Source organism: Dellaglioa sp. BT-FLS60, assembly GCF_054941065.1.
On the sequence record NZ_JBSOLI010000030.1, the window covers coordinates 80,717 to 102,873 of the forward strand.

A 22,157-nucleotide genomic window follows, 5' to 3' on the forward strand; every position below is an offset into this window, starting at 1 on the left:
AGATGACATATGTAAATATTGCCGTATTACTTGTTTTTGTATTGAACTCACTAGCTGCAATCGTGACCGTTTTTAGAGAAAAACGAGATATTGCTGCAACTTGGGCATGGCTACTGGTGTTGACAATTATTCCTATCTTCGGCTTTTTAATTTATCTTTTCGTGGGAAAGAAAATTTCTAAAGAAAAGATATTTGATATTAAAACCCAAGGTCATATGGGTGTTGATCAGTTAGTCGATAGGCAAAAGCAAGAATGGGCTAGAGGAGAACTAACCACGAGTGGTAAATTTACCGATGATGTGAATGAAATTATGCACATGTTTTTAGAAATAGATAAATCAATTTTAACAAAAAAGAATGATGTTCGATTATTGACTAATGGTCATGATAAATTTGAAGCATTATTTAAAGATATTCGTGAAGCTAAACATCATATTCATGTTGAATATTACACCATTGAAGATGGTCGCATCGGGAATGAATTGTTAACATTACTTGAGGCTAAAGTTAGTGAAGGCCTTGAGGTTAGAGTTATTTATGATGCACTAGGGTCAAAAGGGACAACGAAAAAGTTTTTCAAACATTTTGAAGAACTAGGTGGGAAAGCAGAAGCCTTTTTTGGGTCGCGTTTTTCATTTTCAGATTTTCGATTGAACTTCAGAGATCATAGGAAAATTGTTGTCATCGACGGTAAGATTGGGTATATCGGTGGTTTTAATGTTGGTGATCAGTACTTAGGCGAGAGTGAAAAGTTTGGCAATTGGCGTGATACACATATGCGTATTTTTGGAAGCTCAGTTAACTCAATGCAAAGTCGATTCATTATGGATTGGAATGCAACTGCAAGAAACGACCAAATTAATTATCGCTCAATTTATTTTCCTAAAACGGAATCTAAGGGTAAAGTGAATATACAAATTGTATCCAGTGGACCTGATTCGGAAATTGAACAAATTAAAAAAGGTTATATTAAGTTAATTAATTCAGCTAAAAAATATATTTATATTCAAACACCATATTTAATTCCGGATGATTCCGTTATGGAAGCATTGGACATTGCCGTATCGTCTGGTGTTCAGGTTAGAATTATGGTGCCTTCGATGCCAGATCATGCATTTGTTTATCGTGCGACACAATATTACGCGAAAGATTTAACAAATATAGGCGCGGAAATATACCAATATAATAATGGGTTTTTGCATGCAAAAACGGTTGTAATTGATGATATGGTTGCTTCTGTAGGCTCGGCTAATTTTGATTTTAGAAGTTTTAAATTAAATTTTGAAGCCAATGCATTTATTTACGATGCAGATGTCGCTATTTTACTTAAAAATATTTTTGAAATTGATATGGAACAAAGTGATCTCTTGACGAAGAAGTATTTCAATGATCAATCTTATTGGTTGAAGTTTAAACAACAGTTCTCAAGACTACTTTCACCTATTTTATAATAATGAAAACGTTTGACATTTGTGGAGTTGTATGTGATATTATTAATTGGAGACCAACACAAAGGGGAGCCAGATATTTGGCTGAGAGTGAAGAAATTCAGACCCTTGGAACCTGTTTGTTAATGCAAACGTAGGAATTGTGTGTAGAAGATTAACACCTTCTTTGTGCTTGGTTTACTAAGTCAAAGGAGGTTTTTTTGTTGGAAAGAAAAAGATTATTAATTTTGCTAGAAGGGGTCATTATGGCTGCTTTAGCAATGGCGCTGTCGTTTGTACCTAATCCACCGAACATTGATATTGCACTGGGTATTTTACCTATTGTGGTGTACAGTTTAAGGCGTGGTTTGAAAATGGGGTTAATTATTGGATTATTATATGGGACTTTACCTATTTTAATCGGAACAGCTTATGTTTTAACACCCGTTCAGGCTATTTTAGAATATCCTGTTGCTAATTTTGTGTTAGGATTTGCTGGATTGTTCTCAACTCGCTTTTTGGGTCAATTACGGGCAAAAAATATGCGAGGTGCGTTACAAGCACTAACTTGTGCCATTTTATTGGCTGTCTTTTTAAAATATTTTGCTCATTTCGTGGCGGGCATTATTTTTTGGTCAAAATATGTACAGTGGGGATTGTCACCAGTTGTGTATTCAGTCGTTATTAATGGTGGAAGTATGATCGTTAACATGATTATTGCGATGTTAATTCTTAGTGTTATGCTTAAAAAAAGTCCAGGAATTTTTCTTGATAAATAATGATTAAAGTGAAAGACGGATACTATTATCCGTCTTTTTTTATACAATAAATGACTTGTTAACCGTAAATTTTAGACAAAAAAATTCACGACATATTTCAGCCGTGAATTTTCAATCGTTTTCATCTTATTAAGCAATTGACATAACTGCGGTTAAAACAACGCCACCGACTGTTACGAGAATCATTAACCACACGACAACCATCGTGATTTTTTGGAACGTAGATTTCTGTTTTTTCATGATTTACACAACCTCTCAAATCTAATAGTGTAACTATAACTTTTTTGATAGTCATATGTCAACTTAAAAATAGTCGTTTTTCTTTAAATAATAAGCGGTTAATAGGCAGATAATAAGGGTTATTAACTGTAACCACCAGAATGAAAATGAAATATTTGCACCAGGAAGTTTAACGTTCATGCCATACATCCCACCCATAATGGTTGGGATCGTTAATATAATTGTCATAGATGTTAAAACCTTCATAACAATATTCAGATTATTTGAGATAACAGATGACACCATTTCACCATAATTATCTAAAATTTTAGTTTGAATACTTGTCATGGTTTCAGCTTGTTGATTTTCAATTAGGACATCTGTAAGTAAATCATCCGTGGCTTTTTGTTTGAAATGTTCGTTTGAATCGGCCATTGATTTTAGGACGGGATTATTTTTTGTAAGTGCTGCGTCAAAATAAACTAAACTTTTTTGCATGGACATCATTTGATAATATTGTTCATTTTTGGTTGCTTTAGCAAGTGTTTTTTCGAGATTTTCAGTTTCTTGAATGATGTTATTTAGTGCAAATACAAAGTTTTGTGATAAATACCAAAGTAACTTTAAAGTGAATTGATCAGATGTCGTTGTTTTAATTTTGTGAATGGGACTATCTGAAATAAACTCATTGATAAAGTCGGGAACACTATTTGATATCGTAATGATAGCATCATCTGCTAAAACGATTGAAAAGGGAAATGTTTGATATTCTAAGTAGCCTAATGAATTTCGAACACGATGGGGATATTGCATTAGGACTAAGTCGGGAACAACGTTTTGAGATAATCCTTCAGTTCTTGAATTTTCTTGATCATCTAAAACCGCAGTGACATAATCTCTGGGCATGGCATGTTCGCTAACAAGTTCATCGATTTCGGCGTCAGAAGGGTTAGTGACATTAATCCAGCAAAGTTTGCTATATTCTTTTATTTTTTCAATTTTTCCTGATTCAGTTGATTTGTAATATTCTATCAATTATAAAGACTCCTTTATTCGTGATTCCAGTACTCAGTATACCAAATTTTTAAAGCTTTCGTTAATTCAGACATCTAGTTGTTAAGATTACCCCAAATACGCTATAATGAAAAGCATAACGATAACCTAAATTGAAATATATTGTAGAAACATCTATAATATAAGACATTGATTTTATGAAAATGAGGGATGAATATATGTGTGGATTTGCAGGCGTATTAAGTGACAGACATAAAAATACAGACAAAGATTATGACAAAATTGTTCATAATATGACAAAAATGATTGTCCATCGTGGACCTGATGATTCAGGCTATTTTAGTGACGATGATATTACAATGGGCTTTAGACGATTAAGTATTATTGATATAGAAGGTGGACACCAACCCCTTTCATATGAAAATGAACGTTATTGGTTAACATTCAATGGTGAAATCTATAATTATATTGAATTACGTGAAGCCTTAATTGCTGATGGCTATGAATTTAAAACAGATTCTGATTCAGAAGTTATTCTTGGTATGTATGCTAAATATGGGGCAGAAGCGGTTAAACAATTCCGTGGGATGTTTGGATTTGTTATTTGGGATACACAAGAAAAAACGTTTTTTGCAGCGCGTGATCAATTTGGGATTAAACCATTTTATTATGCGACAGCTGATGATAGCTTCTATTATGGCTCTGAAAGTAAGGCTATTTACAAAGTATTAAAAAATAAGACATTTGATAAAGATGCGCTTCAAGATTATATGACCTTTCAATTTGTACCAGAACCAGAAACGTTAACTAAAGAAATTGATATGTTACAACCAGGCCACTATTTAACTAAAAAAATGGGCGAAAAACCAGTTGTAACACAATACTTTTCTGCTGAATTTCATCCAGTAGTTCGGCCAGAAGAAACGTATATTAAACGGATTAAAGATGTTTTAATTGATTCTGTTGAAAAACATATGCGTGCTGATGTGCCAGTTGGGTCATTTTTATCAGGTGGGATTGATTCATCTATTATTGTTGCCATTGCTAAAGAATTGAATCCAAATTTGGAAACTATTTCAGTTGGATTTGAACGTGAAGGTTATAGTGAATTGGATGTTGCACAAGAAACTGCCGAGAAATTAGACGTTGCTAACTTTAGTTCTGTTATTACGCCTGAAGCGTTTATGAAGGCCTTTCCACATTTCATCTGGAATATGGATGATCCCTTGGCTGATCCGGCTGCTGTGCCTCAATATTTCCTTGCCAAAGAAGCTAGAACACGTGTGAAGGTTGCTTTGACAGGTGAAGGTGCCGATGAATTATTTGGTGGGTATACAATTTATCATGAACCAGAATCATTAAAAGGGTTTAAATATACAAAACCAATTAATGGTGCGTTGAACAAAATTGCCCAAATGATGCCCAAAGGAATGCGTGGACAAAGTTTCCTTCTTCGTGGGACAACACCAATGGAAGATCGCTATGTGGGTAATGCGTTTATCTTTAATGAAAAAGAAAAACAAGCCTTCTTTAAAGACTACAATAAAAGCCATCCTTTCCAAAGTATTACTGGCCAATATTATGATGCATCAAAAGATTACAATAAAATTGATCAAATGCAATTTATTGATATGCATACTTGGTTAAATGGTGATTTATTGCATAATGCTGATCGAACAACGATGGCACATAGTATTGAATTAAGAACGCCATTTTTGGATAAAGAAGTTTTTGCAGTTGCTTCAGAAGTACCTGCAGATTTAAGAATTGCACATGGTACAACGAAATATATTTTGCGTAAAGCGGCTGAAGGAATTGTTCCTGATCACGTTTTAAATCGTAAAAAATTGGGCTTCCCTGTGCCAATTCGTTTCTGGTTAAAAGAAGAAATGTATGATTGGGCTAAACAAATCATCAATGATTCTCAAACAGATGAATTTTTTAATAAACAATATTTCTTAGATTTATTGGATGAACATCGTGATGGCGTTCGGGATAATTCTAGAAAAATATGGACTGTTTTAACGTTTATGGTCTGGCATCGAATTTACGTTGAAAGTGATATGTTAGTAGATAGCGAAACAATGACAGAGAAAGCTAAATAATAAATAGTGGGAGTTCAAAATAATGACAATTATGGTTCAGAAATTTGGTGGCACCTCGGTTCAAGATGACGAGTCAAGGCGTGCTGCCTTGAAACACGTAAAGTATGCAGTCGATAAAGGGTACCAAGTAATTGTCGTTGTTTCTGCAATTGGGCGTCAAGGGGCTCCTTATGCAACCGATTCATTATTAGGACTTGTCGATGGCGAACAATCGCTACTTTCAAATAGAGAGCTTGATATGATTGTTTCTGTTGGTGAAACTATTTCTGCTGCAGTTTTTTCTGAATTGTTGAATAAAGAAGGTATTAAAGCAGCTGCTTTGACTGGACAAGATGCTGGTGTTGAGACAAATGATGACTTCCAGAATGCTAAAGTGATTAATATTAATACTGATTTAATTGATGCTGCATTCAACGATGCTGATGTTTTAGTTGTAACCGGATTTCAAGGGGCTACGAGCCAAGGTCAAACGACGACAATCGGACGTGGTGGAAGTGATACAACGGCAGCCTTACTTGGAGCAGCGTTAAATGCTGAACGTGTTGATATCTTTACTGACGTTTCAGGGATGATGACGGCTGATCCTAGATTAGTTTCAAAAGCTAAATTTCTTAAAACCGTTAGTTATGAAGAAGTGGCCAATATGGCTCATGAAGGCGCAAAGGTTATCCATCCGCGTGCCGTAGAAATTGCCCAACAAGCTCACGTGCCTGTTCGAATTCGGTCAACTTGGCAAGGACCTGAAGAAATGGGAACGCTTGTCACGGATCGTAATTTAGGCGTTAAACATTACCGAAGTGTAACCGGAATTGCTCATGTAACGGGGTTAACACAATTTACGATTGAAACAGCTAACCATACTGCTAAAGATGTTTTCAATTTAATGGCAGATAATAATTTGAGTGTTGATTTCATTAATATCTCACCTGGTAAAGTTGTTTTTAATTTATTTAGTGATGATGAAGCAAAAGCAAAACAATTATTAGCAGATGCTAAAATGTCTGTTTCAATCCTTAATAATTGTGCAAAAGTGTCAATCGTAGGTGCTGGTATGACAGGGACTCCTGGTGTCACATCAAAAATTGTGACAGTATTAGATGAACATCATATTAATATTCTTCAAACGACTGATAGTTATACGACAATTTGGATTTTGGTTCAACAAGACGATTTGAAAACTGCCGTTAATGCGTTACATGACGTCTTTTTAAACACGATCTAAAGGAGTACTTTATGAAACTCTTAACTTTTTTTGGAACTTGGTATGGGTCAATTATTTTAGTCGTTAGTTACCTTTTAATTTTATTGTTACTTAAACGTATCTTACGAAAGTATTGGCCTAAAAGGCTAAAAATTGTTGACTTCTTACCACCACTACTTCTCTTATTAACACATCTGTTATCAGTACAAGAATATAATTTATCACTTGTACCATTTGTCATACTGGCTTGGTGTCTAATTGGCATTGCTAGTGCATTGATGTTTGCGTATCGAGATGGGGAATTGATTTATGCCAAATTTTTCACAGTTATCTGGAAAATCACTGACATTTATATGATTCTTTGGTATCTTATTGTGTTAACGATGATTTTAATTTAATATTACTTGCCCCACCTTAATTATTTTAAATAAGATGTTTAAATCACTTAACCTAAAAGGGTTGAGTGATTTTTTTTATCTATAATACTTTGAAAATATAATGTTTTGAAATTAGGTGGTGGAATGTGGGGCATTGTGGTAAAATTTAAATAGTTACTACGAAGGGGGGCGTGCACAATGTTTATGGGTGAATTTAAACACACATTGGATGCCAAAGGCAGATTAATTATTCCAGCTAAGTTCCGTGAGGAATTAGGTGAAAAGTTTGTTGTTACGCGTGGTATGGATGGTTGTTTGTTTGGATACACACAAACTGAGTGGACGCTCCTAGAAGAAAAAATAAAAGCACTTCCTTTAACAAAAAAAGATGCCCGTGCTTTTGTGAGATTTTTGTATTCAGCAGCAACAGAATGCGAGTTCGATAAACAAGGTCGGATTAATATTCCCGTTCCTTTGAGGACCCATGCTAATTTAGAAAAGAAATGTGTCTTAGTTGGGGTTTCAAATCGCTTTGAAATATGGAGTGAGGAACGTTGGGCTAGTTTCTCAGAAAATGCAGCAGAAAACTTGGATGAAATTGCAGAAAATATGATTGATTTTGGTTTTTAAATAATGGTATGAAAGGAGACAAAAACTATGACGGCATTTGAACATGAAACGGTTCTCTTAAATGAAGCAGTTGATGGATTGGCAATCAATCCTGATGGTGTGTATGTTGATTGTACTTTGGGCGGTGGCGGACATAGTGCCTTAATATTGTCTCAACTAAGTCTGAACGGGCACTTATACGCTTTTGATCAGGATCAAACAGCTATTACATATAATGAAGAACATTTAAAAAAATACATAGAAAATGGGCAAGTTACGTTTATTAAACGTAACTTTAAAGACTTAAAGGTTGCCTTGTTAGAGCTTGGTGTGACAGAAGTTGATGGGGTGCTCTATGATTTGGGCGTATCATCACCACAGTTTGATGTGGCAGAACGAGGGTTTAGTTACCAACATGATGCACCGTTAGATATGCGCATGGATTTGAGTGCAGAATTAACTGCTAAAGAAATTGTAAATAATTGGACTTATCAAGAATTAATTAGAATATTTTTTAGATATGGTGAAGAAAAATTTGCCAAGTCAATTGCTCGTCAGATTGAAAGTGCTAGAGAAACTGAAGAAATTGTGACGACTAGTCAATTAGTTGAATTAATCAAACGAGGAATTCCAGCTCGTGCAAGACGAACAGGTGGGCATCCAGCAAAAAAAGTTTTCCAAGCTATTCGAATTGCAGTTAACGATGAATTAGGGGTTTTAGAAGATTCATTAGAACAAGCCATTGATTTGATTGATGTCACGGGGCAAGTTAGTGTCATTACATTTCAATCGTTAGAAGATAGATTGGTCAAAACCATGTTCAAAGAACGAACGAGCCTTCCAGAGTTACCACCAGGTTTACCGGTAATTCCAGATAATATTCAACCAGATTATGCATTAGTTAATAGAAAACCAATTTTACCATCAGAACTAGAGTTGCAGAACAACAGACGTGCACACTCGGCAAAATTAAGAATTATAAAACGACTGAAATAATGATTAATAAAGGGGTTACATCGCATGGCACAAAATAGTACAGCAAGACCAATACCAACAACGCCGTCAAAGAAGTACAGAGAAAGCCCAAGACAGCAACCAATACATAAAACACAAGTTGGAACACAGCGTGTGGCACTTTCTAAAATTGAAAAATCATTATTTGGTTTGATTGGTGTTATTTCTTTGATACTGATGATCACGCTAGTTTCAGCACAGGTAAAATTATCGAATAGTAGTCAGTTTTTACAAAATATCAATAGTGAAATAACAGCTATTCAAACTAAAAGTTCTGATTTAACACAAGAAGTGAACGAACTTGCTAGTAACAATCGACTAAATGGTATCGCAGATAAGAATGGTCTTAACTTAAGCGAGAGTAGAATAAGGAATGTAACGAAATGAATAATCAAAAACAACGAATGATAAATAACATGAAAAAGAAACGTAGAAACAGGCAAAGGTTTGGTGTGTTACTGATCCTGACTATTTTAGCGATTCTTTTGATGTTTATCATTCGTTTTTCTTATATTGTGATTGGTGGGAAAGTTTCAAATGTTAATTTAAGCAGTCAGACGCAACTACTTTATGAAAATAGTCGGATTGATAAGGCAAGTAGAGGGACCATTTATGATGATTCTAATCAGCCCATTGCCGAAGATACAACAAATTATTCTGTCTATGCGGTTCTTTCAAAAAAATATGTTGGTGCGAACAATAAAGCTTTGTATGTTACTGATAAGAATGAAGCTGCAAAAGTTATTAGTGATGCTATTGGGATGAAAGAAACTAAAGTTTACGATATTTTGAATGCAAAAAAGGGGATTTATCAAGTTGAATTTGGGAACGCTGGTAAAAACTTATCATTAGAAACAAAAAATAAAATAGAAGCAGCTGGGTTAAGTGGTATTTATTTCACTAAAACGCAGGCAAGATTATATCCTAACGGTGTATTTGCCTCTCATTTAATTGGTGTGACAAAAAGTACATCAAAAAAAGGTAACGCAACGTTATCTGGTGTGATGGGCTTAGAATCAGCATTTAACAAACAGTTGAGTGGAACAGATGGTTTGAAAAAGGTTCAAAAAGATAGTTATGGCTATCAATTACCGAATGCAAAGACAAAAACTAAACAAGTTAAAAATGGAAATAATATTTACACAACAATTGATACTAAGCTACAAACCTATCTTGAAACAACTTTGACACAGGTTCAAAAAAGTTATCAACCAAAATCAATGAACGTTGTGATTATGAATGCTAAAAATGGAAAAATTTTAGCAGCCTCGCAACGACCTACATTTAATGCGGATACCAAAAGTGGTATTTCAAAAATGTGGCGTGATTCATTAATTGAAGATAGCTATGAACCTGGGTCAACAATGAAAGTCTTTACGATGGCCGCTGCGATTGAGAATGGCGCATATAATGAAAATGCACTGTATAAATCTGGTGTTTTAAAAGTAGGGACTAAAACAGTTCCTGATTGGAACACATCAGGTTGGGGCTTGATCACATATCGAGAAGGTTTCGCTCGTTCAAGTAATGTCGGTATGGCTAAGTTAGAACAAGCAATGGGTCCTACAGCATGGCTTAAATATATTAAAAAATTTGGTTTTCTCAAAAGTACTAACTTCGGGTTACCAAATGAAGCAAGAGGAAGCATTGAATTCCAATATCCAATTGAACAAGCTGATACAGCGTTTGGACAAGGGATTAATGTAACAACGATGCAGATGATGCAAGGTTTTACGGCTTTTGCAAACAATGGTAAAATGGTGAAACCAACACTTGTGAATAAGATTGTTGATCCTAATACAGGGAAAACAACTTATAAATCTAAAAAAACGGATTTGGGACAAGTGATAAAAAAATCGACGTCTAAAGAAGTTTTAAGCATGATGCAAGATGTCGTCTATAAAGATTATGGAACGGGTAATGCCTTCAAACTGGATGGCTATAGAATTGCTGCCAAAACAGGGACAGCGCAAGTTGCCAATTCTGATGCCACAGGTTACCTAACAGGTGATGCAAATTATGTCTTTTCAGTTGTAGGGATGGCGCCGGCTAAGAATCCTAAATATATCATGTATGTGACAATGAAACAGCCACAGAATATGCAAGGGACAACAGGCAATGCAATTTTGGCACAAATTTTTAATCCATTGATGAAACGAACATTGGAAGAGGATAGTTCAACAGCTAAAGTATCATCTAAAACCAATGTAACAGTTTCAGACGTCAAGGGTAATAAGACGTCTTCAGCCAAATCAACATTGAATGAACAAAATTTGGATGTGGCAGTTATTGGAAATGGTAGAACAGTAGCCAAACAATATCCAGCTGCTGGTTCCACGGTATTATCAGGACGTAAAGTACTACTATTAACTGACGGTGAGAGAGTGATGCCTGAATTAACGGGTTGGTCGAAGAGTGATGCCGTTAATGCCGCAGAATTAATGGGCTTAAAATTAAAAACAACGGGTAGTGGCTATGTATCATCTCAAAGTATTAAAGCTAATACAGTTGTGAAAAAATCAGCAACAGTTAAACTAACGTTAAAATAAAAAAGGTGAATGGTAGATATGAAAGCAGATAAATTAATTCAAAGTTTAAAATTTAAGCAAGTATCGATGGCGATTGATCCCAAATTAGAGATTAAATTACTCACTCAGGATACAAGAGAAGTTGTTGAAGATAGTATCTTCGTTGCTGTAGAGGGCTATACGGTTGATGGCCATAATTTTGTCAGTCAAGCAGTTGAAAAGGGCGCGAAAATCATTATTGCCCGTAAACCAATTGATGTATCGGTTCCCGTTGTTTATGTGCAGGATACAAACCGTGCAATGGCAATTCTTGCTGATGTTTTTTATGGTGTTCCAAGTCAACAGATGAGGATGATTGGTGTTACCGGCACAAACGGTAAGACAACGGTCACTCATTTGATTGAACAAATTTATCGTGATTTAAACCAAAAAACGGGATTAATTGGGACAATGTATCGCAAAATAAATGACACAATTTATCCTTCGAATAATACAACACCTGATGTGATTACACTGCAACGGACTTTGGCAAAAATGAAACAAGAAGAAGTTGAGACGGTTGCAATGGAAGTTTCGTCACATGCATTGGTATTGGGACGTGTATGGGGCATTGATTTTGATATTGCTGTTTTTACTAATTTAACGCAGGATCATTTGGATTTTCATAAAACTATGGATAACTATGCGCATGCCAAAAGTATGTTATTCGCTCAGTTAGGTAATCATTACACAGCTTCTGGTGATGCAAAAGTAGCTGTTTTAAACTTTGATGACCCAGTTGCGCGAACATTTACGCAATTTACGTCTGCTCAGATTTTGTCATATGGGATTGAAAATGATGAAGCGATGATTCAAGCAAAAAATATTGAAATTAAAAGTCATGGAACTGAATTTGATTTGGTTCTTTTTGGCAAAGTGACTCATGTGACCATGCAATTAATCGGTTTGTTTAATGTGTATAATATGCTTGCTGCATTTAGTGCTGCCTATGCTGCAGGATTAAATGAAACACAAATTATTAAATCACTTGAAAAAGTGACAGGCGTTAAAGGCCGTTTCCAATTAGTTCCTTCTAAAACGGGTGTTAGTGTTATTGTTGATTATGCACATACACCAGATGGTTTATTAAATGTTTTAGAAACCATTCAAGACTTTGCTCAAAACAAAATTTATTGTATTGTTGGTTGCGGTGGTGATCGTGACAAGAACAAACGACCTAAAATGGCAAAAATTGCTGCAGATCATAGTGATTATCCCGTATTTACAATGGATAATCCCAGAACTGAAGATCCTAAACAAATTATGGCTGATATGTTGACGGGGATTCCAGAAAATCGTGCGACTGTTATAATGGACCGACATGAGGCAATTGCTGAAACAATCAAGAAAGCACAACCAGGTGATGTTGTTTTAATTGCCGGTAAAGGTCATGAAGATTATCAAATTCTTGGTCGAGAAAAAGTTCATTTTGACGATGTTGAAGAAGCAACGAAAGCACTAAATAAAAAATAACAATTAAGTGAGGATAAGACAATGACAAAACCAGAAATGATCATTCCATTGGTGAGTGGCTTTGCATTAACATTTATGTTTATGCCATTATTTATTGGCTACTTTAGAATGCGCAAACAAGGCCAAATGATTAGAGAAGAAGGACCAAAATGGCATGAAAAAAAGTCGGGGACACCGACTATGGGTGGCTTTGTCTTTAATATTGCCATTATTATTACAGCCATATGGACATCATTATGGGCTCATGCCATGACGCCATCAACAATGATTATGGTTTTCATCTTGTTTTTATATGCTGTACTAGGATTTTGGGATGATAGTATTAAATTATTCAAACGACAAAATGAAGGCTTAAAAGCTTGGCAAAAATTGTTAGGGCAAATCATTGGTGGCATCATTTTAACAGCTGTTTATATGCATGAAAAGTTACCTCTTTCAATTAATATTTGGGGATTCGGTGAAGTCTCAATTGGGATTCTCTATGCCATTTTTATTATTATTTGGTTAGTCGGTTTTTCTAATGCCGTTAATTTAACTGATGGCATTGATGGCTTAGTTTCCGGACAAGCAATTATTGCTTTCGGTGCATACGCTGTTATTGCACAAGCCCAGCATCAAGAAGATGTCCTTATTTTTTGTTTATCAGTCATTGGTGCTTTAATTGCGTTTATTTGGTTTAATCATAAACCGGCTAAAGTATTCATGGGAGACATGGGCTCGTTAGCATTAGGTGGCGCATTAGCGACTGTCTCAATTTTATTACATCAAGAATTATCGCTGATTTTCATTGGGATTATTTTCGTTTGCGAAACGGCAAGTGTTATTTTACAAGTGGCTTCGTTCAAATTAACCGGTAAACGTATCTTTAAAATGAGTCCAATTCATCATCACTTTGAAATGAGTGGTTGGAATGAATGGAAGATTGATATTGTCTTTTGGACGATTGGTTTAATTGCTGCAATTTTGACGTTAATAGTTATTTTATAAAGGGAGATTTAATTGGAATGAAGAAAATTACGAATTATCAAAATAAAAAAGTTCTAGTTGTCGGTTTAGCAAAGAGTGGGTTGAATGCTGCAAAATTATTAAAAGATTTAGGCGCATTCGTGACTGTGAACGATCATAAGAAGATTGATGACAATCCTGAAGCAAAGGAACTTTTAGCTGAAGGTATCAAAGTGATTACTGGTGGTCATCCACTCTCTTTACTAGATGAGGATTTTGAGTTAGTCGTAAAAAACCCTGGCATTCCATATACAAATCCATTGATTGCTAAAGCAATGGAAAAAGGATTACCCATCATTACGGAGCCAGAACTTGCTTACGAAATTTCAGAGGCACCAATGATTGGTGTTACGGGAACGAACGGTAAAACAACGACTACGACTTTAATCTCATTGATGTTGAATCAAGAGAGAAAACAAGGGCAGGCGTTCATGGCTGGTAATATTGGTATTCCATCTGTTTCTGTGGCAAGAAAAGCAACTAAAAATGATATTATTGTGACAGAATTATCGAGCTTTCAATTATGTGGTATTGATCAGTTAAAGCCTGAGATTGCAGTTATTACTAATATTTATGAAGCACATACTGATTATCATCAAACACGTGAAAACTATGTGAAAGCAAAAATGAGAATAACAGAAAATCAAGATTCAGATGATTTTCTTGTTGTTAACTGGGATTTGGAAGAACTTCATGAACTTGTTAAAGCAAGCCGTGCCCAAATTGTACCGTTTTCTAGATTAGACAAAATTGAAACAGGTGCTTACGTAAAGGATGACAATATTTATTATCAAGACGAATTAATTATGAAAACAGCTGATATTAATATTCCTGGTGAGCACAATATTGAAAATGCGCTTGCAGCTATTACGGTTGTTAAAATTAAAGGTGTAACAAACTCGGCTATTAAAGAAGTTCTATCAACATTTACGGGTGTGCGTCATCGGACACAGTTTGTTAGTGTCTGGCATAATCGTAAATTTTATAATGATTCAAAGGCAACCAACATTGAAGCAACTGAGATGGCTGTTAAAGGTTTTTCACAACCAATTATTTTGTTGGCTGGTGGGTTAGATCGTGGATTTACATTTGAAAAATTAGTTCCTGTTCTTAAAGAACATGTGAAGGCAATGATTGTTTTCGGTGAAACTGCTGATTTAATGAGAAGTGCAGGTGAAGCTGCGGGGATTACCGAAATTAAGCAAGTGACTGATGTTGTTGCGGCTGTACCGGAAGCTTATAAATTAAGCGCTGACAATGATATTATTTTGTTGTCACCGGCAGCAGCTAGTTGGGATCAATATCCATCATTTGAAGTACGTGGTGATGAGTATATAGATGCAGTTGAAAAACTAATGCAAGAAAAGGATAACTAAAATGAAAATTATTGTTTCTGGTGGTGGAACAGGTGGGCATATTTACCCAGCCTTAGCCTTGATTGAAGCGTTAAAATTAAAAGATCCAACGGCTGAATTTTTATATATTGGGACTGAAAAAGGACTTGAGAGTCGCATTGTTCCGGATAATGGTATTCCATTTAAAACCATTAAAATTCAGGGCTTTAAGCGATCATTATCAATGGAAAATATTAAAACGATTCAATTATTTTTAAAGAGTGTAAAAGACGCAAAAAAAATGATCAAAGATTTTGAACCAGATATCGTTATCGGGACAGGCGGGTACGTGTGTGGTGCAGTTGTCTATGCTGCTGCTAGAATGCATATTCCAACGGTTGTTCATGAACAAAATAGTGTTGCAGGCGTTACAAATAAATTTTTGAGTTACTTTGTTGATAAAGTAGCCATCTCATTTGAATCTGTTGCAGATCAATTTCCAAAGAAAAAAGTTGTTTTCACCGGGAATCCTCGTGCACAACAAGTGGTAAATGAGAAGAAAATTGAAGCATTATCTGAGTATGGATTAGTAGATGATGTTCCAACAATGTTAGTTTTTGGTGGTTCAAGAGGGGCTGCGAAAATTAATCAAGCGATGGTTGATGCAATTCCAGAATTGAATAAAAAACCTTATCAAGTATTATTTGTGACGGGTAATGTTCATTACGATAAAATTATGACTGAGTTAAATGGTGTGGCATTAAATAAAAATATTATTATTAAACCTTACTTGAATAATATGCCTAATTTATTAAGCAATATTTCTGTTATTTTAGGTCGTGCGGGTGCGACAAGTATAGCTGAAATTACGGCACTTGGGTTGCCTTCTATTTTGGTACCTAGCCCTTATGTCACGAATGATCATCAAACGAAAAATGCGATGAGTTTGGTTAATAATCATGCAGCAAAACTCATTACTGAAGATACTTTAACGGGTTCGAAATTAATTGAAGTTGCCGATGAATTGATGCTTAACGATGACGTTAGAATGCAGATGTCTGCTAATTCACGCAAAATGGGTGTACCAGATGCTGCTGATAAATTAATTGCGGTAATGGTAGATTTAATTAAAGCAAAAAAATAATCTAGGAGGCCAAAAAAGATGTCAAAAAATAAATTTTTTAAAAGTCGAAAAACTGAATTGACACCTTGGGAGGCCTTACAAGGTAAAAAAGAAAATAAAAGTAAACGTTTTGATTTTTTTGGTAATCCCAAAACAATTAGTGACCGCTTACCAAAATTAAAAAAATACCAGCACCATGCGCTTTATCAAAAAATGACCATTATTATTGGGTCATTTTTAGTGATTGGGCTGATTGCATTGTATTTTGTGTCGCCGTTAAGCAAAGTACGAACAATAGGTATTTCGGGTGAAAAAACGGTATCGAAACAACAAGTTGAAAATGCAAGTCAATTACATGTTAATGATCCGTTGTCGCATGCATTATTTAATAATAAATCGACTTTAAAGGCGATAAAAAGTGACTTACCACAAGTGAAATCGTTAACAGTTAGTCGCAAAAAGTGGAATGATATCAAGCTTTCAATTACTGAATATGATCTTGCGGGGTACATTGCTAAAGACAAAAAATATTATCAATTATTTTTGAATGGTGCAATTGGGAGTCGAGTATTTGCACAACCCACAGGTAATTATCCAACCTATTCAAAGTTTAATCAGACCGATTTATTGCAAAAAATGGTCAAACAATATCGAAAAGTGCCAGCAAAAATTAGAAATGGTATTTCAGAAATTGATTACAATCCATCAAAAGTGAATAATCAAAGAATTTACATCTACATGAATGATGGCAATAAAGTCATAGCAAATATTGGTGATTTTGCAAATAAAATGGCCTTTTATCCAAGTATTTCCTCAAAATTGAAGAAAAAAAATGTCATTGATTTGGAAGTTGGCGCATATTCTTATCCAGATAATAAGAAAAGTTAACGAAACTGATGTAGACGTTGTTATATCCTTTCTAAATGCGGTCTTACTGTGGTAAAATATGAGTACTATATCTTATAAAAAATAATATTAAAAATTATACTGTAAGGGAGGTTCTTTTTCAAATGAGTGAAGCAGGTATATATGTTGGGTTGGATATTGGAACAACATCAATTAAAGTTATCGTGTCTGAATATGTTAACGGCCAGTTGAATGTAATTGGTATCGGTAATGAACGTTCAGCAGGCTTAAATAGAGGCATTATAGTCGATATTGATAAAGCAGTTGTTTCAGTCCAAAAAGCGATTAAACAAGCTGAAGAAAAAGCAAATATTCAAATTAGTGAAGTACATGTTGGCATTCCTGCTAATTTATTACAAATTATTCCTTGTAACGGTATGATTGCCGTTTCAGATGAATCAAAAGAAATTACAAATGAAGACGTTATAAATGTTGCAAGTGCAGCATTAGTTCAAAATTTACCACCTGAAAGAGATATGATCGATATCATTGCCGATGAATTCGTTGTTGATGGTTTTGATGGCATTAAAGATCCACGCGGTATGATTGGTGTCAGATTAGAAATGCATGGGTCCGTTTATACAGGGCCTAAAACAATTATTCATAATTTGAAAAAATGTGTTGAAAACGCTGGATTAACAATTAGAGAAACAATCGTAAATCCATTGGCACTTGCATCAGTTGCGATGTCAGATGGTGAAAGAGATTTTGGTACCGTACTTATTGATCTTGGTGGGGGTCAAACGACTGCTTCTGTGATTCACGATCATAAGTTGAAATTTACATATGTAGATCAAGAAGGTGGCGATTTTGTCACGAAAGATATTTCTGTGGTCCTTAATACCTCTGTCGAAAATGCTGAAAAATTGAAACGTAATTATGGCTTTGCCAATTCTGAATTAGCTTCAGAAGAGGATGTTTTTCCAGTTGATGTTGTTGGTCAAAGTGAACCAATTAATATCTCTGAAAAATATTTATCGGAGATTATTGAAGCAAGAATTTCTCAAATTTTGAGTAAAATAAAAAATTCATTGGATGCTATCAAGGCATTGGATTTACCAGGCGGTGTTATTCTGACTGGTGGTCTTGCAGCTTTACCAGGCATTGCAGAACTTGCATCTGAGATTTTACAAGTTCAAGTCAAAACCTATGTTCCAGACCAAATGGGACTACGATATCCTTCGTTTGCTCAAGCTTTAGGCTTGATTAATTATGCGGTTGGGCAAGATGAAGTCACATTGTTAACAAAGAGTGCAATGGGACTTGATATTGATCAAGCAAATTATAATGTTGTCGAACCAGACAGTGACAAATTTAAAAAGCAAGAAGCAAAAAGTAAAGTTAAAAAAACTAGAAAACCAAAAACATCGGGGGATACCTTAGAATCAGTTAAAAACTTTTTTAATGGGTTCTTCGATTAAACAGGAGGAAGTAAGTAATGGAATTTTCTTTGGACTCAAGTGAAGATAAAGGCGCAGTAATCAAAGTAATTGGTGTCGGTGGCGCTGGTGGTAATGCTGTTAATCGCATGATTGACGAAAACGTTTCAGGTGTTGAATTTATTGCATTGAATACTGATGTTCAAGCATTAGAAAGTTCAAAAGCAGAAGTTAAAATTCAATTAGGACCTAAATTAACTCGTGGTTTAGGAGCTGGTGCAACGCCAGATATTGGAAGTAAAGCTGCACAAGAAAGTGAAGAAGCAATCACTGAAGCAATTGACGGCGCAGATATGATCTTTGTTACTGCTGGAATGGGTGGTGGTACCGGTACCGGTGCTGCTCCTGTTGTCGCTAAGATTGCTAAAGATCAAGGCATTTTAACAGTGGGTATCGTAACACGTCCATTTACATTTGAAGGACCAAAACGTAGTCGTTTTGCTGCTGAGGGAATTGCCAATCTTCGAGATCAAGTCGATACATTAGTTGTTATTGCTAACAACCGTTTACTTGAAATTATTGACAAGAAGACACCAATGCTTGAAGCATTCCAAGAAACAGATAATGTTTTACGTCAAGGTGTTCAAGGTATTTCTGAATTAATTACATCACCTGGTTTAATTAACTTGGATTTTGCCGATGTTAAAACAGTGATGGCTGATCAAGGGACTGCATTGATGGGAATTGGTTCTGCTACTGGTGAAAATAGAACTGCTGAAGCAACGAAAAAAGCAATTTCTTCACCATTATTAGAAGTTTCAATTGATGGTGCAAAACAAGTGTTATTAAATATTACTGGTGGTGCTGACATGAGTCTTTTTGAAGCGCAAGAAGCTTCTGAAATCATTTCACAAGCAGCATCTGATGAAATTAATATTATTTTTGGAACATCAATCAATGAAGATTTAGGCGATGAAATTGTTGTAACAGTGATTGCAACTGGTATTGATGATGTTAAAGAAGAAAAAAAAGCAACCGTTCATACACGAACATTACCAAGAACTGATGCGCCTAAAGCAACACCAACTGAAAAACAAGAAGATCGTTTTGATGATTGGGATATTATGCATTCATCAAGTAAACCTGAAGAAAAGAAATCAACAGAGTTTGACAATGTTGAAAAGCCAAGCTTTGATGTCTTTAAAAATGATATCAGTAATGATGAAGAATCAGCCGGTAATGATGACAGTTTAAGTACACCACCATTTTTCAGAAGACGTCGTAAAGATTAAGTAAATTGAATCAGTGGGGAGGGTACAGTTATTATGGCTTTTGAAAAAATTGGTCGTTTTTTTGGACTAGCAGAAGATGATGATGATTTTGAAAATGATGGTTATCAAGCTGAAGAGTCTATGCAGACTTCGTCATTGAATAAAAGTAATAAGGTTGTTTCAATCAATGGTAAGCATAGCCAGCCACAAAAAATTAATTTATTTGAACCTAGAATTTATTCTGACGTTAAAGATATGGCAACGCATTTGTTACAAAATCAAGCAATTGTTGTCAATTTTCAAAAGATGGATGATGTTCAATCTAAACGCATTGTTGATTTTTTGTCTGGAACCGTCTTTGCTGTTAATGGAACAATTCAAAGAATTGGAGATAATATTTTTCTCTGTACGCCGAACTCATTTATTGTTGAAGGAAACATGGCGGATAATATTTTTGAAACATTCGAATAAAAGAAAAATCGAGGTGTATCTATGATTGAATTAATTCTACTTCTGGCTAGGGTCATTAGATGGGCGTTCAATGCTTATGAGCTGGCACTCTTTGTTTATGTTTTAATGTCATGGTTTCCGGGTGCGTATAATACACCAGTTGGTCATTTCTTAAGTAGAATTTGTCAGCCTTATCTTGCATTTTTTGATCGCTTTATTCCGGCAATTGGTGGTATTAGTTTTTCACCAATTATCGCGATTATTGCATTAGGTTTTATTCAAAATGGTATTATGGGACTTTTAAATACGTTAATTTCTCCTTTAATTGGAGGGTAGTAATATGAATGACATCATTTACCAACATTTTAGAGCTGATGAAAAAGACATTATTGATACATTGTCGGATTATATTGAACAAGCCAAATCAGAATATAGAGCTGTTTTAACACATTTTTTAAATCCTAGAGAAGCTCATATAGCAACTTATCTATTAGGTCAAAATGATGAAATTAGTATGAAATTGTTTGGTGGTACCGAAAATGCTGAGCGACAAAGATTGCTTTTTTATCCAGCATATTTTGATGTTCAGGATAGTGATTTTGATTTACAACTCATTGAAATCAAATATCCAGTCAAATTTGCGACGCTGAAGCATGGTCAAATTTTGGGTACATTGGCTAATGCAGGATTGGATAGAGAAGTTATTGGAGATATTTTAACGGATGGCCAGCAATGGCAGGTTGTTGTTGAGAAAAAAATGGCAGATTATTTGATAAATCAAATTGATCGCATTGGTAAAATTAAAGTTTCTCTTGAAGAAATTCATTTTTCTCAAATCGTTACTGTCATAGATGAATGGCAATCACAATCCGAATTGGTTGCATCATTGCGAATTGATTCAGTTATTTCAGCTGTTTATAATATGTCACGACAAAATGCTAAAAACTTAGTTAATTCTGAAAAAGTGAGTTTGAATTGGCAAGTTATTGATAAGCCTGATTATGAATTGGCAGAGTTTGATGTTCTATCAATTCGTGGATTCGGTCGAATTAAATTAGATTTCATTGCAGGTAAGACTAGAAAAGATAAATATAAATTAGAGTTATCAGTATTAAAAAAATAAATTTTGAAGGACGTGCAAAATGACTTTAAGTCCATTAGATATTCACAATAAGGAATTTAACGTAAAATTAAGAGGTTATGATCAAGATCAAGTTAATGATTTTCTTGACAAAATTATTAAAGATTACGAACTAACTTTGAAAGAAAACGAAAATTTAACTGATGAAGTTAAAACGAGTAATGAAAAATTGGAATACTTTAATGATTTGAAAGATTCATTAAACCAATCAATTATTGTTGCCCAAGAAGCTGCAGACCGTGTTAAGATTAATGCTAAACGTGAATCTGAAATTATTAACAAAGAATCACAAAAACAAGGTCATGATATTATTGATGAAGCCAACGAAAAGGCTAAACATATTATTGATATGGCTTCAGAAAAAGCTAAAAAATTAGCTGTTGAAACGGATGACTTGAAGAAACAAGCACGTATCTTCCGTCAACGTCTCAAAGTTATGATGGAATCACAATTAGAAGTTGTTAAAAGTTCTGATTGGGATGAAATTTTAAAACAAGGCGAAACAAGTACGTATTCTGAAATTCAAGACGTTTTAAAACGTGAAGAAGATAAAGAAAAACGTGAAGCCAAAGAAATTAAAGAAACAGTTAATAATGATGATGTCGTTGTTACTGAAATTATTGCTGAATCAGATGACAATAAAATTTCTGAAAAAAATGATCAAGATACAATGGTTATCTTCCCAGATAACAACTAGATTTGAGAACAATAATTATATGATATATTCTTAGCGAATCGATGATAGTGTAAGATCGATAATCAC

At 34.7% G+C, this 22,157-nt stretch carries 22 protein-coding genes and 1 riboswitch; of the genes, 20 read left to right on the forward strand and 2 right to left on the reverse strand.

What is annotated here, in order from left to right; all coding sequences use genetic code 11:
• Positions 1-2 precede the first annotated feature (2 nt).
• Both cls and thiT read left to right on the forward strand, forming a co-directional pair.
• On the forward strand, positions 3-1,451 hold the full coding sequence (gene cls, locus ACVQ8P_RS03000) for a cardiolipin synthase (RefSeq protein WP_462297414.1): 1,449 nt from the start codon (positions 3-5) through the stop codon (positions 1,449-1,451).
• A 52-nt stretch (positions 1,452-1,503) separates the two neighbouring features.
• A riboswitch (TPP riboswitch) is annotated at positions 1,504-1,605 on the forward strand.
• A 46-nt stretch (positions 1,606-1,651) separates the two neighbouring features.
• Positions 1,652-2,206, forward strand: coding sequence for an energy-coupled thiamine transporter ThiT (gene thiT / locus ACVQ8P_RS03005; protein ID WP_462297415.1), 555 nt, complete (start codon positions 1,652-1,654; stop codon positions 2,204-2,206).
• Between the two features lie 129 nt (positions 2,207-2,335).
• Here the strand turns inward: thiT and ACVQ8P_RS03010 are convergent, their stop codons facing one another.
• Together ACVQ8P_RS03010 and ACVQ8P_RS03015 are read right to left on the reverse strand one after the other, a co-directional pair.
• Positions 2,336-2,446 carry a DUF4044 domain-containing protein gene (locus ACVQ8P_RS03010; protein WP_462297416.1) on the reverse strand — a complete coding sequence of 37 codons (111 nt, stop codon included), beginning with the start codon at positions 2,444-2,446 and terminating at the stop codon, positions 2,336-2,338.
• A gap of 63 nt (positions 2,447-2,509) precedes the next feature.
• Positions 2,510-3,460: a magnesium transporter CorA family protein gene (locus ACVQ8P_RS03015; protein WP_462297417.1), complete on the reverse strand. Its 951-nt coding sequence runs from the start codon at positions 3,458-3,460 to the stop codon at positions 2,510-2,512.
• A 197-nt stretch (positions 3,461-3,657) separates the two neighbouring features.
• Here ACVQ8P_RS03015 and asnB point away from each other — a divergent pair, with 197 nt between their 5' ends.
• The 18 genes from asnB to ACVQ8P_RS03105 all read left to right on the forward strand — a co-directional run bounded on the left by asnB (position 3,658) and on the right by ACVQ8P_RS03105 (position 22,091).
• Complete coding sequence (gene asnB, locus ACVQ8P_RS03020; protein ID WP_462297483.1) at positions 3,658-5,544, forward strand: asparagine synthase (glutamine-hydrolyzing); 1,887 nt, start codon at positions 3,658-3,660, stop codon at positions 5,542-5,544.
• A 22-nt stretch (positions 5,545-5,566) separates the two neighbouring features.
• Positions 5,567-6,766: an aspartate kinase gene (dapG, locus tag ACVQ8P_RS03025; RefSeq protein WP_462297418.1), complete on the forward strand. Its 1,200-nt coding sequence runs from the start codon at positions 5,567-5,569 to the stop codon at positions 6,764-6,766.
• Between the two features lie 11 nt (positions 6,767-6,777).
• Complete coding sequence (locus ACVQ8P_RS03030; RefSeq protein WP_462297419.1) at positions 6,778-7,143, forward strand: DUF3397 family protein; 366 nt, start codon at positions 6,778-6,780, stop codon at positions 7,141-7,143.
• 177 nt (positions 7,144-7,320) lie between these two features.
• Positions 7,321-7,752: a division/cell wall cluster transcriptional repressor MraZ gene (gene mraZ, locus ACVQ8P_RS03035; RefSeq protein ID WP_462297420.1), complete on the forward strand. Its 432-nt coding sequence runs from the start codon at positions 7,321-7,323 to the stop codon at positions 7,750-7,752.
• 27 nt (positions 7,753-7,779) lie between these two features.
• Complete coding sequence (rsmH, locus tag ACVQ8P_RS03040) at positions 7,780-8,727, forward strand: 16S rRNA (cytosine(1402)-N(4))-methyltransferase RsmH (protein ID WP_462297421.1); 948 nt, start codon at positions 7,780-7,782, stop codon at positions 8,725-8,727.
• A gap of 24 nt (positions 8,728-8,751) precedes the next feature.
• Positions 8,752-9,132, forward strand: a complete 381-nt coding sequence (ftsL, locus tag ACVQ8P_RS03045; protein ID WP_462297422.1) for a cell division protein FtsL — start codon at positions 8,752-8,754, stop codon at positions 9,130-9,132.
• Positions 9,129-11,294, forward strand: a complete 2,166-nt coding sequence (locus ACVQ8P_RS03050; RefSeq protein WP_462297423.1) for a penicillin-binding transpeptidase domain-containing protein — start codon at positions 9,129-9,131, stop codon at positions 11,292-11,294. The genes ftsL and ACVQ8P_RS03050 overlap by 4 nt, the downstream gene beginning before the upstream one ends.
• Before the next feature lie 18 nt (positions 11,295-11,312).
• Positions 11,313-12,785 (forward strand): UDP-N-acetylmuramoyl-L-alanyl-D-glutamate--2,6-diaminopimelate ligase, encoded by a 1,473-nt coding sequence (locus ACVQ8P_RS03055; protein WP_462297424.1) that lies wholly within the window; start codon positions 11,313-11,315, stop codon positions 12,783-12,785.
• Positions 12,786-12,806: 21 nt separating this feature from the next.
• Complete coding sequence (mraY, locus tag ACVQ8P_RS03060) at positions 12,807-13,772, forward strand: phospho-N-acetylmuramoyl-pentapeptide-transferase (RefSeq protein ID WP_462297425.1); 966 nt, start codon at positions 12,807-12,809, stop codon at positions 13,770-13,772.
• A gap of 17 nt (positions 13,773-13,789) precedes the next feature.
• The gene (gene murD, locus ACVQ8P_RS03065) at positions 13,790-15,166 is read left to right on the forward strand and encodes a UDP-N-acetylmuramoyl-L-alanine--D-glutamate ligase (RefSeq protein ID WP_462297426.1); all 1,377 of its coding nucleotides are present in this window, start codon (positions 13,790-13,792) and stop codon (positions 15,164-15,166) included.
• A gap of 1 nt (position 15,167) precedes the next feature.
• Complete coding sequence (gene murG, locus ACVQ8P_RS03070) at positions 15,168-16,268, forward strand: undecaprenyldiphospho-muramoylpentapeptide beta-N-acetylglucosaminyltransferase (protein ID WP_462297427.1); 1,101 nt, start codon at positions 15,168-15,170, stop codon at positions 16,266-16,268.
• A gap of 18 nt (positions 16,269-16,286) precedes the next feature.
• A complete protein-coding gene (locus ACVQ8P_RS03075) occupies positions 16,287-17,135 on the forward strand; it encodes a cell division protein FtsQ/DivIB (RefSeq protein ID WP_462297428.1) in 849 nt (282 codons plus the stop codon).
• 122 nt (positions 17,136-17,257) lie between these two features.
• Positions 17,258-18,574: a cell division protein FtsA gene (gene ftsA / locus ACVQ8P_RS03080; RefSeq protein ID WP_462297429.1), complete on the forward strand. Its 1,317-nt coding sequence runs from the start codon at positions 17,258-17,260 to the stop codon at positions 18,572-18,574.
• A 17-nt stretch (positions 18,575-18,591) separates the two neighbouring features.
• The gene (gene ftsZ / locus ACVQ8P_RS03085) at positions 18,592-19,824 is read left to right on the forward strand and encodes a cell division protein FtsZ (RefSeq protein ID WP_462297430.1); all 1,233 of its coding nucleotides are present in this window, start codon (positions 18,592-18,594) and stop codon (positions 19,822-19,824) included.
• A 33-nt stretch (positions 19,825-19,857) separates the two neighbouring features.
• Positions 19,858-20,274 (forward strand): cell division protein SepF, encoded by a 417-nt coding sequence (locus tag ACVQ8P_RS03090; protein ID WP_462297431.1) that lies wholly within the window; start codon positions 19,858-19,860, stop codon positions 20,272-20,274.
• Positions 20,275-20,295: 21 nt separating this feature from the next.
• Positions 20,296-20,589, forward strand: a complete 294-nt coding sequence (locus ACVQ8P_RS03095) for a YggT family protein (RefSeq protein ID WP_462297432.1) — start codon at positions 20,296-20,298, stop codon at positions 20,587-20,589.
• Positions 20,590-20,593: 4 nt separating this feature from the next.
• The gene (locus ACVQ8P_RS03100) at positions 20,594-21,376 is read left to right on the forward strand and encodes a YlmH family RNA-binding protein (RefSeq protein WP_462297433.1); all 783 of its coding nucleotides are present in this window, start codon (positions 20,594-20,596) and stop codon (positions 21,374-21,376) included.
• Between the two features lie 19 nt (positions 21,377-21,395).
• Positions 21,396-22,091 (forward strand): DivIVA domain-containing protein, encoded by a 696-nt coding sequence (locus ACVQ8P_RS03105; protein ID WP_462297434.1) that lies wholly within the window; start codon positions 21,396-21,398, stop codon positions 22,089-22,091.
• The last annotated feature ends 66 nt before the right edge of the window (positions 22,092-22,157 follow it).

Coding starts and splice junctions, on each gene's coding strand:
- asnB (WP_462297483.1), top strand. CDS start 3,658: ATGTGTGGATTTGCAGGCGTATTAAGTGACAGACATAAAAATACAGAC.
- ACVQ8P_RS03050 (WP_462297423.1), top strand. CDS start 9,129: ATGAATAATCAAAAACAACGAATGATAAATAACATGAAAAAGAAACGT.
- dapG (WP_462297418.1), top strand. CDS start 5,567: ATGACAATTATGGTTCAGAAATTTGGTGGCACCTCGGTTCAAGATGAC.
- ACVQ8P_RS03100 (WP_462297433.1), top strand. CDS start 20,594: ATGAATGACATCATTTACCAACATTTTAGAGCTGATGAAAAAGACATT.
- mraZ (WP_462297420.1), top strand. CDS start 7,321: ATGTTTATGGGTGAATTTAAACACACATTGGATGCCAAAGGCAGATTA.
- cls (WP_462297414.1), top strand. CDS start 3: ATGACATATGTAAATATTGCCGTATTACTTGTTTTTGTATTGAACTCA.
- rsmH (WP_462297421.1), top strand. CDS start 7,780: ATGACGGCATTTGAACATGAAACGGTTCTCTTAAATGAAGCAGTTGAT.
- ACVQ8P_RS03075 (WP_462297428.1), top strand. CDS start 16,287: ATGTCAAAAAATAAATTTTTTAAAAGTCGAAAAACTGAATTGACACCT.
- ACVQ8P_RS03105 (WP_462297434.1), top strand. CDS start 21,396: ATGACTTTAAGTCCATTAGATATTCACAATAAGGAATTTAACGTAAAA.
- ACVQ8P_RS03090 (WP_462297431.1), top strand. CDS start 19,858: ATGGCTTTTGAAAAAATTGGTCGTTTTTTTGGACTAGCAGAAGATGAT.
- ACVQ8P_RS03010 (WP_462297416.1), bottom strand. CDS start 2,446: ATGAAAAAACAGAAATCTACGTTCCAAAAAATCACGATGGTTGTCGTG.
- mraY (WP_462297425.1), top strand. CDS start 12,807: ATGACAAAACCAGAAATGATCATTCCATTGGTGAGTGGCTTTGCATTA.
- ftsL (WP_462297422.1), top strand. CDS start 8,752: ATGGCACAAAATAGTACAGCAAGACCAATACCAACAACGCCGTCAAAG.
- murG (WP_462297427.1), top strand. CDS start 15,168: ATGAAAATTATTGTTTCTGGTGGTGGAACAGGTGGGCATATTTACCCA.
- ACVQ8P_RS03030 (WP_462297419.1), top strand. CDS start 6,778: ATGAAACTCTTAACTTTTTTTGGAACTTGGTATGGGTCAATTATTTTA.
- ACVQ8P_RS03095 (WP_462297432.1), top strand. CDS start 20,296: ATGATTGAATTAATTCTACTTCTGGCTAGGGTCATTAGATGGGCGTTC.
- ftsA (WP_462297429.1), top strand. CDS start 17,258: ATGAGTGAAGCAGGTATATATGTTGGGTTGGATATTGGAACAACATCA.
- ftsZ (WP_462297430.1), top strand. CDS start 18,592: ATGGAATTTTCTTTGGACTCAAGTGAAGATAAAGGCGCAGTAATCAAA.
- murD (WP_462297426.1), top strand. CDS start 13,790: ATGAAGAAAATTACGAATTATCAAAATAAAAAAGTTCTAGTTGTCGGT.
- ACVQ8P_RS03055 (WP_462297424.1), top strand. CDS start 11,313: ATGAAAGCAGATAAATTAATTCAAAGTTTAAAATTTAAGCAAGTATCG.